Genomic DNA, 16002 nt, shown 5'->3' on the forward strand with positions numbered 1-16002 from the left:
CTCTTTGCACAATAGGATGAAAGGAAATAGAAAAATATTAAATACATTTGCAGTTGTTATGAGTTTATTTTTACTATTATCGCAGTTACAGTTTTTGAGTCCAATTGATGAGGTAAAGGCAGAAATCACAGAGGAAGAAGGTTTTGATACGCCAACTTATCAATCTATTCATAAAGGTGATATGTATTCTACCGGTAATGTGAATTTAGGTATTAAAGCCACTGAAGCTCAGAAGAAAACGGCATTGTATTCGGATATAACATATATTTATGGGACAACACCGAATGGTTATACACGGGAACTAATTGATGTGGATGATGACCCAACGACTACAAATTCATCTAAGGCATATATTCCTGTTCCGGAGGATGCTGAAATTGAGTGGGCTGGATTATATTGGAGTTCAACACGTTACGAATTAACACAACAGCAGTATGTAGCACCAGTTAAGTTGACCACTCCTGTAGGGAAGAGCTTTCAAGTATCACCAAGTAATACGTATTACGGAGGTGGCTTACTTTATGGTTTCGGTATTGATGGTACTTATTTTTCTAACTATACAGATGTTACAGAGCTTTTAAATTCTTCTAATTCAAAAGGAGGAAGCTATACTGTAGCAAATATACCTTATCCGAATACAAAGCTTGCATATAATTCGGGATACTATTCTTTTGCTGGATGGTACATGTTAGTTATCACAAAGGATAAGTCAAAAACAAGAAAAGCGTTTACTGTGTATGATGGTGGATTAAAAAGAGCAACTGGTTCTGGTGAAAAAGAATTCACAGTGAAAAATTTTGTCGCTTCAAAAGCTGGGGATCTAGATCCGAAAGTTTCTGTTTTCGCTGTTCAAGGAGATAGATATTGGCAAGGTGATAAACTGTTTGTGCATACAGATAATGCATGGAAAGAAGTTACGGATAAATTAAATCCAACTGGTAATATATTCAATTCGACTATTTCTGAATATGAGGAGCATATGCGAGATAAGTATCCAGGTACTTTTGCTCCAGATTATAAAAATAATTTAGGAATTGATGCAGATTTAATTAGGCTACCAGCAGGATATATTAAACCAGAACAAAAAGAAATACGATTAAAAGCTGCTACATCTGGTGATGATTATGTATTAAATACACTAGCTTTCGCAGTAAATGCAACAGCGCCAGAGCTTGTCATTAATAAGGAAGTATTAAATCCGAAAGAAAAGTATGAATCCGATGATGAGGTCATATATCGCTTACGTGTGAAAAATGTTGAGCCGAATTCAACTTCAGTTGATACAAAAATTGAAGATGTTTTAGACCGTCATTTACAGTATATACCTGGATCAGTGAAGATTATTTCTGGCCCGAACGCGGGGGATCAAACAGATTTAGTGATGGATGATCAAGTTGATTATGATGTAAAGACAAGAAAATTAACAATAAGAATTGGTGAAGGTGCTAATGCCACGAAAGGCGGAATTTATACTGATAAAACGCCTGAAACAATTGTTGAATTTAAGGCGAAACTAAAAGGAAGAGAGATAGAAAGTGAAATTCCTAATATCGCCGTTGTTCAAGGAATTGATGAGTTAACAGGAAGTCGTATTGAAGCGAATGATTCTAATAAAGTAGTCGTGAAAGTAAAACCAGAACGAAACCGTGATATAGAGCAGAAAGGCAAATTGGCAGTAGAAAAATTAGCTAGAGATATAAATGGTGGAACTCTTAAAGTAGGAGAGAAACTAGAGTATACTGTTAAAGCTAAAAATACTGTGCAAAAGTCTACCTTACAATCTGTGAAAATTACAGATAAACTTCCTGAAGGAGTAGAATATGTTCCGAATACGATAAAGATAGACGGAAAGGAACAAACGGATGTAGAAGATGATGATTATGCACATATAAAAGATGGAACGATATTCGCTCATTTCGGTGACCTAAAAGGTGAAGAAGAAAAGGTTATTACGTTTGAAGTAGTTATAAAACAGGAAATGGCAAATAAGAAAATAAAAAATATAGCAGTTGTTGAATCTATTAGTGTACCAGATCAAGAGAAGCCAGAAGTCGAAACATTGGTTGACCGGTTGTATGGACAACTAGAATCAAAGAAAGAAGTAACTGGTGGAGTAGATGGAAAAGTACACGTAGATGATGAACTTGAATATAAAATTAAACTTCAAAATAAAGTTGAAAATGGACTCATAAAAGATGTTCGCATTGTTGATAAGCTTCCTAGCGGAGTGGAGTATATAGCAGGTAGTTTGAAAATGAACGGTAATTCATTGACTGATGATGTGGATGAAGATGCAGGATCATATGAGGACAATACAGTTAAAGTAAACTTTGGTGATGTACTTGATACAGAAGAAAGAATTGTAACTTTCAAGGTGAAAGTTACAAAGGAATCGCTAAAAACAAAAGAAATAGAAAATATAGCGATTGTGGAAGGGAAAACACCAGATGGTGAAGATTTACCACCAGAAAAGCCAACTGTAAAAACGAAAGTGGAAGCGAAGGAACCAAAGGTTATAAAGACAGTTTCTGATGCAGATGAAACAAAGGTAGAAAAGGCAACATTGCAAAGTGAGAATGAAGAGTTTACATGGCATGTAAACTATAATTTTGGAAATGACGTAGCAAATGTTGAAAAAATAGTATTACAAGATGATTTAGAAGATATTTTAAAAGTAGTACAAGTAAGACTTGTAAATGTAAATGGTGAAGAGATACAAGTTATACCAGAAATCGATGAGCAGTCGAAAAAGGTGAAAATTGAACTACCGAAGCGAGATGGCAGTTACGAATATCTTATGAATAAATCGTATACGATGCATATTAAATCAAAGCTAGATATGAGTATGAGTATGGGTGTGGATATTTTAGAAACTTATACTGCAAAGGGTGGTATACGAAATAAAGCGGAGTTACTATTTGATCAAAAGAAAATTGTATCGAATGAAGCATTAATCATACCACCATCTTTTGGGGAAATTGAGATTCAGAAAGTAGATGCGAAGGATGAAAATCTCAAATTAGAAGGTGCAGTATTTCAAGTGATAAATCAAGCTGGAACTGTAGTGTCTGAATTAACAACGAATAAAGATGGTATAGCGATTTCTAATGCGTTATTAGTAGGGAAATATACGCTGAAAGAAGTACAAGCACCAAACGGATACATGCTTTTGAAAGAGCCAATTGAAATTAATGTAACGCAAGAAACAACTGCACAGAAAATAAAGATAGAAAATCATAAAAATGAATGGATTATCCCCGAAACGGGTGGTATAGGAACAATTATTTTTTATGTAATTGGTGGAATATTGATGTTCATTACATCTTTCTTCTTCTTTAGAAAAAGAAAGATTATGAAATAGATTAGTAGTTTGCAAAAATGGTATACACAATAGGGGAGTGGAATTTGATGAAAAAGATTTTTAGCACATTTTTAATATGTATTTTAGCTTTTTCGACATTAATGAATATGACGGTTAGTGCTGAATCAAAAAATACAGGTACTTTAACGATTCATAAGTATGAGCAAGGTAAGGATGCGAAGCCTGGTGTAGAGGGCAATGGCAAAGAAGGACAAAGTGTTCCAGAGGGGGCAAAGCCTTTAAAGGATGTAACATTTGAAATTAAACGTATTGCATCATTTGAACAAACTTCTGATGGAAAAGTAGTAAAAGAAAATATTAATAAAGTAACGGATAGCGTTATTACAAAAGTGACAGACGCAAATGGAATGGCAGTCTTTAATAATCTTCCATTAGGACGTTATGAAGTAAAAGCTGTTAAAGGTCCAGACCATATTGAATTAGATAAGAGTACTTTTATTGTTGATATTCCAATGACAAGTGCAGACGGTAAAGATTTAAACTACGATGTTCATATTTATCCAAAGAATGAAACGAAACGTGGTTCAGTAGAATTAATAAAAAAAGGTGAAGGGGACAGTGTGTTACCAGGTGCGGAATTCCATTTATTCAAAAAAATGAAGATGGCACAAACACACAAGTAAAAACACCACTTCCACTAGTAACAGGATCAGATGGTAAAATTAGTGTAGATTCTTTAGAGTATGGAAACTATTATTTTATAGAGGAAAAGGCTCCAAAAGGTTATTTAACAAGTAAAGAAGAATATCCTTTTGCTATTAAAGAAACTGGTAAACTAGTTAAGTTAGAAAAAGATGTAAAGAACTATAAAGAGCCTACAATTGAAAAAACGATTAACGACAGTTCAAAGAACGCGGGAATAAATCGTGAAACAGAGTATAAGTATGATATTAAAACATTGCTTCCTGAGGATATTCAAACGTATCAAAATTATGTTGTAACCGATGTTTTAGATGATCGTTTAGAGGTTGTTGGAACACCAATTGTAATGATTGATGGTAAAAAAGTTGATGAGAGTATTGTAAATGTAATTGTTGCTGGACAAAAGGTTATTGCTTCAGTGGAAGATTTTTCGAAAGTAACAGGGAAAGAATTACACTTGCAAATTACTGCAAAAATTAAAGGTGATGTTCAATCTGGAGTGGAAATTCCGAACAAAGCAGTACTTGATTTTGTAAACAAAGATGATGTTTCATCAGAAAAAGATGGAAAACCATCAAACGAAGTAGTGGTTACACCAACAATGGGAAATATAAAAATTGAAAAAATTGATGGTAAGAATAAGTCTCTGAAATTAGAAGGTGCAAGATTCGAATTACGAGATAAAAAGGGAAATATTGTAGTAGTAAACAAAAAGAAAATGGATGATATCACTGATGCAGATGGTATTATTACATGGAATGAAATCCCGTACGGTGAATACCAAATTGTTGAAACAGAAGCACCAAAGTATATAGATGAAGATGGCGCAGTAGAGCAATATCAAAAATTAAGAGATCCGATTGAGATTAAGATTGATGAAAAACATCAAAAAATAGAGCTACAAGTAGAGAACAATAAAAGCGGCTGGATTATCCCACAAACAGGTGGTATAGGAACAGTTTTATTCACAGTAGTTGGTTTGTTATTAATGGTGACAGCGGCGTTTATTTTCTTTAGAAAGAAACCTGTGAAGAATTCTTAATTAATATTTTTATAATAATTGAGTTTGGAAAAGAGGAAAGGCATATTGCTTTCCTCTTTTCCACATTTTATCCGTAGCGAAAGAGGCTGTTATGAAAAAAAATATTATTTTTGGAAGTATATTTTTGCTAGGCTTAAGTATATTTTTATATCCGATTGCAAGTAATTGGTTTGCAACGAGAACGCACTATTCGGAAGTAAGTACGTACGATGAAGCAGTAAGTAATTTACAAAAAGAAGAAATTGAACGTAAGGAGAAAGAAGCACGGGAATATAATGAAAAAGTTCAAAGTACGATGCAAACATTTTCGGACCCATTTCATGAAAATAGTGATGAGAACAAAAGTTCGCGTATAGATATGTTAAATATCGGTGATGTTATGGGATATGTAGAAATTCCAAAAATTGATGTGAATCTTCCGATTTATCAAGGGACGACTGAAGACGTACTAACCCGCGGAGTTGGACAACTGAACGAATCTTCATTACCAGTAGGGGGAGAAAATACGCATACAGTTTTAACGGGGCATCGTGGTTTACCTTCAGCACTAATGTTTACTCATTTAGATAAAGTTGAAAAGGACGATATATTTTATATTCATTCATTAGATAAAGTACTTGCCTATAAGGTAGATCAAATAAAAGTTGTATTACCAAATGAAACAGGAGATTTATTAGTTGTACAAGGAGAAGATTATGCAACATTAATTACATGTACCCCTTATGGAGTGAACACGCACAGGTTACTAGTGAGAGGACACCGGGTTCCATATGATGCTGGAGCAAAAGAAATGATTACAAAACCTTTCATTTTAGAAGATTGGATGATCGTTTTTCCTATTGTTATTATTTGTATCGTCCTTCTAATGATTTATTTGAAAAAACGAAAATAGTATGTATTGAGTGGTGAGTGTGTGAGAAGGGGATTTATAAGTTTATTATTGTTCCTCGTAGGGCTTTCATTATTTATATACCCAACGGTTGCTAATTATATAAACAATTATGTATATAAAACAAGAGTAATAAGTTATGAGAAAATGGTTGCTAATTTAAAAGTAGAAGATGTTAATGAGAAATTTCGTAGGATGGAAGCATATAATAGCTTATTAGGTAGAACTACTTTTAAAATGAATGATCCATTTGTTCATGATATAAAAGTAAATAACAAACAGTTAGATTTTATAAATAAAGATGAAGTATTTGGTACAATTACAATTCCGAAAATAGATGAAGAGTTACCATTATACTTAGGAGCAAGTCAAGATAACTTGAGTAAAGGAGTCGGACAAATTGAAGGGACTTCTTTACCAATCGGTGGACAAGATACGCACGCTGTATTAGCAGGACATCGTGGATATCACGGCGCAAAGATGTTTCGCCACCTGGATCGATTAGCTGATGGCGACACATTTTATGTCAGTGTACTAGGGAAACAACTTGTTTATAAAGTAATTGGGCGTGAGATAATTAATCCAAATCAAGTTGATAAATTGAGTGTAATAAAAGGACAAGATAGAGTTACATTACTTACATGTGAACCATATACATCTAGTAAATATCGATTGTTAGTATATGGAGAGCGAGTAGAAACAGACCAAAATGAAATTGAACGACAAAACAAAAGTATAGTAGAAGTTAGGAGTCATGAAACAAGAGATTTATTTGAGAAACTGGCTTTTGGCATAGTAGGTCTAATTGTAATTTGTATTGGGCTGTATGGTTTACTAAAAAGGAAAAACTAGTGATGAAATATATAATAAAAGAAAATGCCACTTCAAAAAAAAGAAGTGGCATTTTTTATATTTCCTCTAAGCTATTAACTGGAACCGTTAATTCGCGTTTTGGATTTGTTACTTCGTATATGCGGGCGGTTTCGTTGCTTTCATCGACGTGTTGAATCATAACAGGCATGCCTTGAAAACTGACATTGGCTTCTTCAGATGACTCGGAAAGCTCTTTTGCGCGTTGTATATTCATTTATATTCCTCCCATCATTATTATCTTTGCAAAAAAGGAGGAATAATATACCATTTCGAGACATTTTTAAAGTTTTTGTATTATTTGTAATGTTTCTTTAATAAAAGAAGAAAAGATGGAATCCGGGTAGGATTGTATCTTTTGAGCGGCTTCCGTAGCTTCCTCCAGAGCCCTTTTTTTATCGTTAAGTTTTACATAACAAAGGGCACGATATGCACCTGCTGTTGTAAGCCACGCTTGATCAAGTGGATGGTTCATATAATCCGGCATGATACCACGTTGCAATGCTTGTAAAGCTTCCTCGTAATGTTTCAATCCGTATAAAGCTTTTCCTTTTTCAAGATAATACAATCCGTCGTCTTGAAAAAGTGGCTCATCTTTTAGTTTCTCTCGAAATTGTTCTAGATGTTTTAATGCGATTGTATATTCATTAGTAATCGTGTTGTAGTAGTAAGCTTTTAAAATATCAATAATCGCAATGGATAGAGTATCTTCTGTAAAAATGGCAAATTGCTCAGATTTTTTTATGTAATATAAATATTGTTCTTTATCAGCTGTAATGACTTTTTGGTAAGATAAAATCCGATAAAATTCGTCTGTTTTAAAATATACTTGATGCTTTTTTGAAAACTCGAGTGCCTCTAATATTGTTTTTTCACATGTTTCATAATCGCCGCATGCTAGTAAAATGATGGCTTCATATAAACATAACTCGATATGTATAATGAGATCCATTTCTAAATGTTTCTCCTCATAATCATTTCTAATACTAGCTATAAGTTGTAAACATTCACCATACTTTTTACGTGTGAATATCGTAAAGGATAATTTTAATTTTGTTTCCGTACTGTCCCGGTATAACGTATATTTTTCAAAAATAGAAGTAGCCTTTTCAACGTAATATTCAATGTTGTAATCTTTCATAATCGCCGCAGCTGTTACAAATTGTTTATATAAACGAGCGGTATTTAAAGTAGAAGGTAGCTCTTTTTGAACGATAGGTAGTAAAGTCTCATATACTTCATCACATTTATTTGCCTTTATTAGTTGTTCCATTTGTTGAATGATTTCTACAATTTCTACATCATCTTCTTCTAGTAAAAAACTCGTTTCGCATCCAAGTTTTTCAGCGATGTATTGTAATGTTTTCATGGAAGGTGTAGCTTTTCCATTTTCAATTTGACTTAACATACTTTTTGTCAGTTCTGAACCTGCTAATTCAGTTTGAGTAAGCTTTTTTTCTTTTCGTAACGTTTTAATTTTCTCGCCGAGAGTAGCCATCATATGCTCCTTTATAATCAAAAAGTTAAATATAATTAAACTTTTCGTTGTGAAAATTGGAAAGTTGTATATATAATAAGTTTAGCACAATTTAACTTTTAAAGGGAGAGTGTCATAATGGGGGATGTAAGTATAGGTCAAAATGATTGGAAAATGAAGATTGCAACGAGAAATATTATTTTAATGATGATTGGAAAAATGACGTCCTTGTTAGGGGCGGGTATTTATACGTTTGCAATGGGATTATACGTATTAAAGACAACTGGTTCAGGAATGGGGTTTGCAACTACTCTTATTTGCGGATCAATACCAAGAATGATCTGTGGCCCAATTGCAGGTGCTGTAGCTGACCGTGTGAACCGAAGATGGCTTGTAATTGGCACTGATTTATTAAGTAGCTTAACAATGCTTATCATGTTTATTCTTGCTACTATATTTGGACCATCACTTCTGTTTATTTATGTATCAGCGGCATTATTATCAATTTGTGCAAGTTTTTATTCTGTTTCATTAACTTCGTCTATTCCTAATTTAGTAGATGAGGAGCGTATTCAAAAAGCGAGTGCTTTAAATCAGACGGCATCATCTCTATCGAATATTTTAGCGCCGATTATTGGAGGAGTTGTATTTGGTTTCTTTTCAATCAAAACATTTTTCCTGTTAAATAGTATTACATTCTTTTTAGCAGTTATTGTACAATTATTCATCGTATTTGATTTATATAAAAAAGAATTGGCCGAAAGTAAAGAGCATTTCTTGACGAGTATAAAAGAAGGTTTTTCATATGTGAAACGACAGCATGAAATATATGGTTTAATGAAAATTGCAGTAGGGGTAAACTTTTTTGCGAGTGCACTTTTCGTTTCGCTTCCATATATTATTATTAAAAATTTGCATTTATCCTCGAAGCAACTCGGTGTTGTAGAGGGAATGTTAGCAGTCGGGATGCTAATTGGTGCAATTGTTTTATCAGTACGTAAAGAAGTGAATAATCCGTTTCGCTCTGTTTATATTGGACTGTTTTTATTTGCGGGCTTGAGTTTATGCACAGTCTTTCCGTTGTTAGTTATCATTCCGAAAGTAGCAAGTTTTATTTACTATATCACTTTTATGATTTTAACTGGTATATCAATGATGGTTGTAAATATCCCGATGCAAGTACATATGCAAAAGACGACAGATCCAAACTATTTAGGACGTGTATTCGGTCTACTTGAAACAATTTCTACTGCAATCGCACCGCTTGGAATGATTGTATATGGATTATTATTAGATATGTTACCGACTAGCATTGTTATGATGACATTAGGTGGAGGGTTATTATTAGTTGTATTAGTTGGAGTAAGAAAGCAAGTGGCGAAAAAGCAAGTGGATGTGTCGGCCTAAAAATAAGAAAGTAATAAAAAATTGACTGGAAATATAAAAATGACCAAATTAGTATTTTAGTTTTTGAAACTCCTTTTCATGCATGTTACAGTAAAGTGAGCAGGCAAAGAAAAGGAGAAAACATCATGAGAAAATTAAGTTTTGTAATGCTTTTTCTGTTAGTCGTAATGACTGGATGTAGTAATTATGACACGTATATTGAAACAGGTATGCAATCATTGAAAAATGAAAAATATAGTGATGCGATTATGTGGTTTGAAAAAGCGGAAAAAGAGAAATCAGGAAATGAAGCGAAGGCATATAAAGAAGTCGCTCAGTTACTAGATCACGGTGCGACAGCATTAAAAGACGGTAAGTATTCAGAAACGAAAGATATTGCAAATGAAGTGTTACAAAAGAAAAAAGATGATGCACTTGAAAAAGCTGTGACATCAAATGCAGAGAATATGCTTCAAAAAGCAAAAGATGTGGAAGAGAAAGTAAATGAAAGAGTAGCGAAACGAAAAAAGGTAAATGAAGAAGGAATCGATAAATTAATTAAAGCTGTTGATAGTATAGATGATGTAAAAGAAAAAGAGAAAAAAGTTTCAGAAGCATTAGATAAGGCTGAAGAGGCACAAGCAAAAATTGAGGATAAGAAAAACAAATAGAGTTATAGTTTAAAAGGCTGTCGTGTATAACGACAGCCTTTTAATTTTTTTCTGCAAAAGAAGTAATGCTATGTAGTAAAAAAGAAATTATTTTAGAATTCCATCTGTCCTCATGATGAATGGTATAAATATTACGCTGAAATTCAAAATCAGGGATCGGTATATAGCATAGCTCATTTCGTTGTACTTCTTGCTCAATAGCAAGTTTTGAAATAAAGGCAACCCCATTACCATATTTTAAAATGTGTTTCATCGTTTCTAATGAATCTAGTTCAATTTCTGATTGGAATGTAATGTTATGTTCTAACGTCCATTGTGTAAGTAAATCTCTCGTTGTAGATGGATTACGATGCAATAATATACGTTCTTTTTCGATATCTTGTAATGATACATTTGTTCTTTTAGAAAGATGATGTTCTTTGGAAAAGGCAAGAACAAGTGTATCAGGTATTATATTCGTTTGTTTTAGAAGTGGTTCGTCAAACGGTGCCGCAGAAATTACCCCGAGATCAATTTCATGATTTTGTAGCATCGTTCGAATTTCAGGAGCTGTTTTTACTATGAGTGTTATTTTTATATTTGGAAATTCGCATTGAAATTGGTGAACAACTTCTGGTAAAAGATAAGTCGCGGGTACATAACTAGCACCAATTGTTATAGCGCCTTTATTAAAATCTTTAAACTCTTGTGTGACCCGCCTAGCTTCTTTCATAAGTGCATCTATTTTACAAGCATAATGATGCAACGCTTCACCAGCTTCTGTTAAGAAATACCTTCCGGAACGTAATTCAAATAAAGGCACACCAAGTTCCTCTTCTAAGCTTTTTATATGAAACGTAATAGTAGGTTGTTTAACGCCAAGTTTTTCTGCAACAATAGTAAGCTTTTTGTATTTCTTAATAAGCACTACAATTTCTAATTTTAAGAGATTCATGATAAGTTGGCCCCTTTTTCTTCTAACTATAGAAAAAATCTATAGAAATAAATAGTTTATTAGAGATTTTTTAATTTAATCTTTACAGTACATTAACATTCAGTATAAAACTTCCAGATAGAATGAAAGCAGGTTAAGAATGAGGGGAGAGAGGTGAAACGATGGATATTAAAATTCATGGATTAGAAAAGGCATTTGGGAAAACACAGGCGTTAAAGCCGTTACAGATTGTAATGAAAAAAGGGGAATTCACCACACTTTTAGGACCTTCAGGATGCGGGAAAACGACTTTACTTAGAATGATTGCAGGGCTTGAGGAACCGGATAAAGGTGAAATATATTTTGGAGATAAGTGCATGTATTCTTCTGCTAAAAAGATAAAAACATCTCCTCATGAGCGGAATATCGGCATGGTATTTCAAGATTTTGCTTTATGGCCGCATATGACTGTATTTGAAAATGTTGCATTTGGTTTAAGGGCTACAAAGCAAACGAATCACTTAAGAGAAAAGGTAGAAGATGCGATAAAGCGAGTTCGTTTGCAAGGTATGGAGAAAAGATATCCGCATGAACTCTCAGGTGGACAGCAGCAACGTGTCGCATTTGCTAGAGCAATTGTAACGAAACCTCATTTTATTTTGTTCGATGAACCGTTAAGTGCACTCGATGCAATTTTGCGAGAAGAAATGCGATTAGAACTTATGGACATCGTTCATTCAATTGGTTTAACGGCATTGTATGTAACACATGATCAAACAGAAGCTATGTCAATGTCAGACCAAATTATTGTCATGAAGCAGGGTGAAGTATTACAAAAAGGAACACCAGAAGACATTTATGTGAAACCGTCTCATGAATTTGTTGCAAAATTTGTTGGTAAGGCAAATTGGCTTGTAGAGGGGAAAAAAATGATTCGTCCAGAGCATGTGAGCTGGACAAAAAATGACTTGTGCGAAATGTATACAGGTGAAGTTCAGCACGTTACATATGTAGGAGAACGTTATGAAGTGAAAGTAAACATGGGGACACTCGGTGTATGGACAGCTTATCACAATAGTAAGCTAAGCGTTGGTAAACCGGTATCGTTATATGTACCAAAAAAATGTATTCATCATATAGGGGGAGAATCGTATGAAGAAATTCAGTTCGCTTAAGTCTTTATTTGTATGTACTTTACTATTTTCTGCTGTAGTAACAGGTTGTAGCTCAAAGACAGGCAGTGTAGATGCAAAAAATAAAAACGCTAATGAAAAGAAAATTGTTGTATATAGTGCAGGACCAAAAGGATTAGCAGAAAAAATTCAAAAGGACTTTGAAAAGAAAACAGGGATAAAAGTAGAAATGTTTCAAGGAACAACAGGTAAGATTTTAGCAAGAATGGAGGCTGAAAAGAAAAATCCAGTCGTTGACGTTGTCGTACTTGCTTCTTTACCAGCGATGGAAGGATTAAAAAAAGATGGGCAAACGTTAGCTTATAAAGAAGCAAAACAAGCTGATAAGCTTCGTTCTGAATGGTCGGATGATAAAGGACATTATTTTGGATATAGTGCTTCAGCATTAGGAATTGTGTATAACACAAAAAATGTGAAGACAGCACCTGAAGATTGGAGCGATATAACGAAAGGAGAATGGAAAGGGAAAGTGAATCTTCCAGATCCAGCACTTTCAGGTTCAGCTTTAGACTTTGTAACAGGATATGTGAAAAAGAATGGACAAGATGGATGGAATTTATTTGAACAGCTTAAGAAAAATGAAGTTACAGTAGCTGGGGCAAACCAAGAAGCGTTAGACCCAGTTGTAACAGGAGCGAAAGATATGGTAATCGCGGGTGTTGACTATATGACGTACAGTGCAAAAGCAAAGGGTGAACCGGTTGATATCGTATATCCAAAAAGCGGAACAGTCATTAGTCCACGTGCAGCAGGCATTATGAAGGATAGTAAAAATGTAGAAGGTGCAAAAGAGTTTATTGATTATTTATTATCAGATGATGTGCAAAAACAAGTTTCTAAAGCGTATTTGTTGCCAGGTAGAAAAGATATAAAAGCTGAAAATAGACCGAATGTAGAAGAGATTCCAGTATTAAATATTGATTGGAAAACAGTTGAGAAAGAACAAGATGAAATAGCAAAACAATTTAAGAAAGTATTTCAATAAGATGGTGATTACTTGGTAAATCGATTCGTATCAGTAAGACAAGTTGGAATGACAGTAGCGTTGTTACTTGTGGCGATGTTAATCGTCATTCCGCTTTTTCTCATTTTATTTTCTAGTGTATATGAAAATAGCAGTTGGAATTTTTTAAAGCCTTTTGAAGTCATGCAGAGTGGTGGATTAGCTGGTATTTTTCTAAATTCGATGCTTCTAGGTGTACTCGTTGTAATAGGAGCTACAATATTTGCGTTTCCATTGGCGTTCATTATGAGCAAAACAGATGTAGGAAAGTATAGTAAGTTAGATATTGTTTTTATGATCCCATTTATGACCCCGCCCTATATCGGATCGATGGGCTGGATTTTGTTCATGCAACCTAACGGTTATTTTGAACAATTTTTTCCGGCTTTAAAGCCGATTTCATCATCGTTTTTTAGTTTAGGCGGTATGGTTTTAATTATGAGTCTGCATTTATTCCCATTCCTTTACTTCATGTTGAAAAACACGTTACTTCAGATTGGGAGTAGTAAAGAAGAAGCTGCAGCAGTACATGGTGGAAGTTTTTTCTATCGTTTAAAAAAAATAATACTACCGTTATTGTTATCAAGTTATGTAATGGGTGCTTTACTCATTTTCGTAAAGACGATTGCTGAATTTGGAACACCAGCTACATTTGGACGTAGAATAGGATTCCATGTGTTAACATCTGAGATTCATAAATTTATCTCTAGTTGGCCGATTGATTTTGGCAGTGCCACAGCATTATCTTCTTTATTACTTAGTGCGTGTATGCTCATTTGGTATATGCAAAATGTATTGAATCGAAAGTATACATATGCAATGGTTAGTGGAAAAGGTGTGAAATCTAAAAGGTATACTTTGTCTATAGTTACACGTTTTATAGCATGGGTTTATGTAATTGGTTTACTAATAGTAGCAATTGGAATCCCATACTTTTCTATACTTATTGCTTCTTTGTCGAAGTTAAGAGGCGGTGGCTTACATTTTAATAACTTTACAACAAGCCATTATGAAGCATTATTTACAATTGGTTCTCCGGGATTAGAAGCTTTATGGAACAGTTTTCTTTTTTCACTCGTAACGGCGATTGTTGCTGTAATTATTGGCGTATTTTTGGCGCTTATGATTCGAAAGGGGAAAAAGTCCTCTGAAAAATGGCTTGATATGTGCGGCATGTTACCGAATATGGTACCAGGAATAGTGATGGTTGTAGGGCTTATTTTATTTTGGAATTCACCCTATATGCCTATGTCAATTTACAATACACCAGTCATGGTTATCGTAACGTATGTTGTTCTCTTTTTACCTTATACGGTGCAGTATGTAAAAGCATCGCTCGGACAAATTGATGATTCTCTTGTACAGGCAGGAAGTATTTTTTCCGGGAATTATATTTATATTTTTAGAAAAATAATATTGCCGCTTATTATTCCAGGAATTCTTGCTGGATGGGCGATGACATTTACGATTTCGATAAGAGAGTTAGTAGCATCGCTTCTCGTACTACCTCCATCAGTAGAAACGTCAGCAACGTTTATTTTTGCTCAATTTGAACAAGGAGAAGTATCTATAGGAATGGCAATGGCTGTTGTTTCTGTTGGGCTTACAACAATGTGCTTATTACTTCTGCAACATATGGAGCAAAAACGAAAAGGGGTAGCATGATGAGGATGGAAGTATGGGGAGGAGCGGGAGAATACGGTCGTTCCTGCTATTTTGTAAAAAATAAAGAGACAAAAATAGTATTTGATTGTGGTATTAATCGATCATATGAGGATAGTTATCCCAAAATAGAAAGAGAAGTTGTTCCATTTTTGGATGCAGTATTTTTATCACATATTCATGAAGACCATACGATGGGTTTACCTTTATTGACGAAGTATGGATATAAGAAAAAAATTTGGACGACTCGTTATACGAAGGAGCAACTTCCAGCTTATTTTGAAAAATGGGGAAACTACAATCTTTCAAAAGGGTGGAATTTACCTTATAACGATCAAAATATTAAAGATCTAAATTATGTATGTATTGATGAGATTAGTAATCCAAATGAATGGATACAGATTACACCAACGTTGCGGTTTCAATGGGGGTATAGTGGGCATGTATTAGGAGCTGTTTGGTTTTTAGTGGATATGTGTAATACATACGTATTTTATTCTGGTGATTATTCAGCAGAATCTAATATACTACGAGCTAATTTACCTGAAGATTTGCGAAGCGATATAAAAATTGCTATTGTAGATGCCGCTTATCACACTGATGATGTTTCACAAAAGGAACGAGTAGACGAATTATGTGCAGAAATTGAACGAGTTGCTCAAAATAAAGGAACGGCATTACTACCACTGCCCTCACTTGGTAGGGCGCAAGATATAGTATTGTATTTATATGAACGATATCAAGAACTTCCAATTATAGTAGATAAAGAAATTTTTGCTGGATTTGAAGAGATGTTCATATATAAAGATTGGTTAAAAAATAATGAAAAACTTGAACGGGTTGTGGAGGATTTAAAAAGAAACATAATAGTT

Annotated in this window: 12 protein-coding genes and 1 pseudogene; 10 read left to right on the forward strand and 3 right to left on the reverse strand. The window is 34.0% G+C overall.

Going from position 1 to position 16002, the window contains the following annotated elements:
• Window positions 1–4 precede the first annotated feature (4 nt).
• From AB3X49_RS08850 to AB3X49_RS08865, 4 genes and pseudogenes are all read left to right on the forward strand, one after another.
• The gene (locus tag AB3X49_RS08850) at window positions 5–3361 is read left to right on the forward strand and encodes an isopeptide-forming domain-containing fimbrial protein (protein WP_367961602.1); all 3357 of its coding nucleotides are present in this window, start codon (window positions 5–7) and stop codon (window positions 3359–3361) included.
• Between the two features lie 47 nt (window positions 3362–3408).
• Window positions 3409–5066: pseudogene (locus AB3X49_RS08855) on the forward strand (SpaA isopeptide-forming pilin-related protein).
• Between the two features lie 91 nt (window positions 5067–5157).
• On the forward strand, window positions 5158–5958 hold the full coding sequence (locus AB3X49_RS08860; RefSeq protein WP_367961589.1) for a class C sortase: 801 nt from the start codon (window positions 5158–5160) through the stop codon (window positions 5956–5958).
• A 21-nt stretch (window positions 5959–5979) separates the two neighbouring features.
• A complete protein-coding gene (locus AB3X49_RS08865; protein ID WP_367961591.1) occupies window positions 5980–6807 on the forward strand; it encodes a class C sortase in 828 nt (275 codons plus the stop codon).
• Between the two features lie 55 nt (window positions 6808–6862).
• On the opposite strand, the gene AB3X49_RS08870 is transcribed toward AB3X49_RS08865, so the two are convergent.
• Together AB3X49_RS08870 and AB3X49_RS08875 are read right to left on the reverse strand one after the other, a co-directional pair.
• On the reverse strand, window positions 6863–7042 hold the full coding sequence (locus AB3X49_RS08870; protein WP_001025736.1) for an H-type small acid-soluble spore protein: 180 nt from the start codon (window positions 7040–7042) through the stop codon (window positions 6863–6865).
• 66 nt (window positions 7043–7108) lie between these two features.
• On the reverse strand, window positions 7109–8323 hold the full coding sequence (locus AB3X49_RS08875; protein WP_002086431.1) for a helix-turn-helix domain-containing protein: 1215 nt from the start codon (window positions 8321–8323) through the stop codon (window positions 7109–7111).
• 117 nt (window positions 8324–8440) lie between these two features.
• On the opposite strand from AB3X49_RS08875, the gene AB3X49_RS08880 reads away from it, so the two are divergent.
• The gene (locus AB3X49_RS08880) at window positions 8441–9709 is read left to right on the forward strand and encodes an MFS transporter (RefSeq protein ID WP_002168710.1); all 1269 of its coding nucleotides are present in this window, start codon (window positions 8441–8443) and stop codon (window positions 9707–9709) included.
• A 125-nt stretch (window positions 9710–9834) separates the two neighbouring features.
• Entirely contained in the window at window positions 9835–10359 is a 525-nt protein-coding gene (locus AB3X49_RS08885; RefSeq protein ID WP_002166025.1) for a DUF4398 domain-containing protein, read from the forward strand.
• A gap of 40 nt (window positions 10360–10399) precedes the next feature.
• Here the strand turns inward: AB3X49_RS08885 and AB3X49_RS08890 are convergent, their stop codons facing one another.
• Window positions 10400–11293, reverse strand: coding sequence for a LysR substrate-binding domain-containing protein (locus tag AB3X49_RS08890; protein WP_367961596.1), 894 nt, complete (start codon window positions 11291–11293; stop codon window positions 10400–10402).
• A gap of 161 nt (window positions 11294–11454) precedes the next feature.
• On the opposite strand from AB3X49_RS08890, the gene AB3X49_RS08895 reads away from it, so the two are divergent.
• The 4 genes from AB3X49_RS08895 to AB3X49_RS08910 all read left to right on the forward strand — a co-directional run.
• Entirely contained in the window at window positions 11455–12447 is a 993-nt protein-coding gene (locus AB3X49_RS08895) for an ABC transporter ATP-binding protein (protein ID WP_002141170.1), read from the forward strand.
• The gene (locus AB3X49_RS08900) at window positions 12425–13450 is read left to right on the forward strand and encodes an ABC transporter substrate-binding protein (RefSeq protein ID WP_002086426.1); all 1026 of its coding nucleotides are present in this window, start codon (window positions 12425–12427) and stop codon (window positions 13448–13450) included. The genes AB3X49_RS08895 and AB3X49_RS08900 overlap by 23 nt, the downstream gene beginning before the upstream one ends.
• A 12-nt stretch (window positions 13451–13462) precedes the next feature.
• Window positions 13463–15133 carry an ABC transporter permease gene (locus AB3X49_RS08905; RefSeq protein ID WP_367961598.1) on the forward strand — a complete coding sequence of 557 codons (1671 nt, stop codon included), beginning with the start codon at window positions 13463–13465 and terminating at the stop codon, window positions 15131–15133.
• A partial coding sequence (locus tag AB3X49_RS08910; protein ID WP_367961600.1) for an MBL fold metallo-hydrolase occupies window positions 15130–16002 on the forward strand: 873 nt, incomplete at its 3' end. The genes AB3X49_RS08905 and AB3X49_RS08910, both read left to right, overlap by 4 nt.

This window comes from Bacillus sp. C30, from assembly GCF_040838255.1.
GTDB lineage: Bacteria > Bacillota > Bacilli > Bacillales > Bacillaceae_G > Bacillus_A > Bacillus_A mycoides.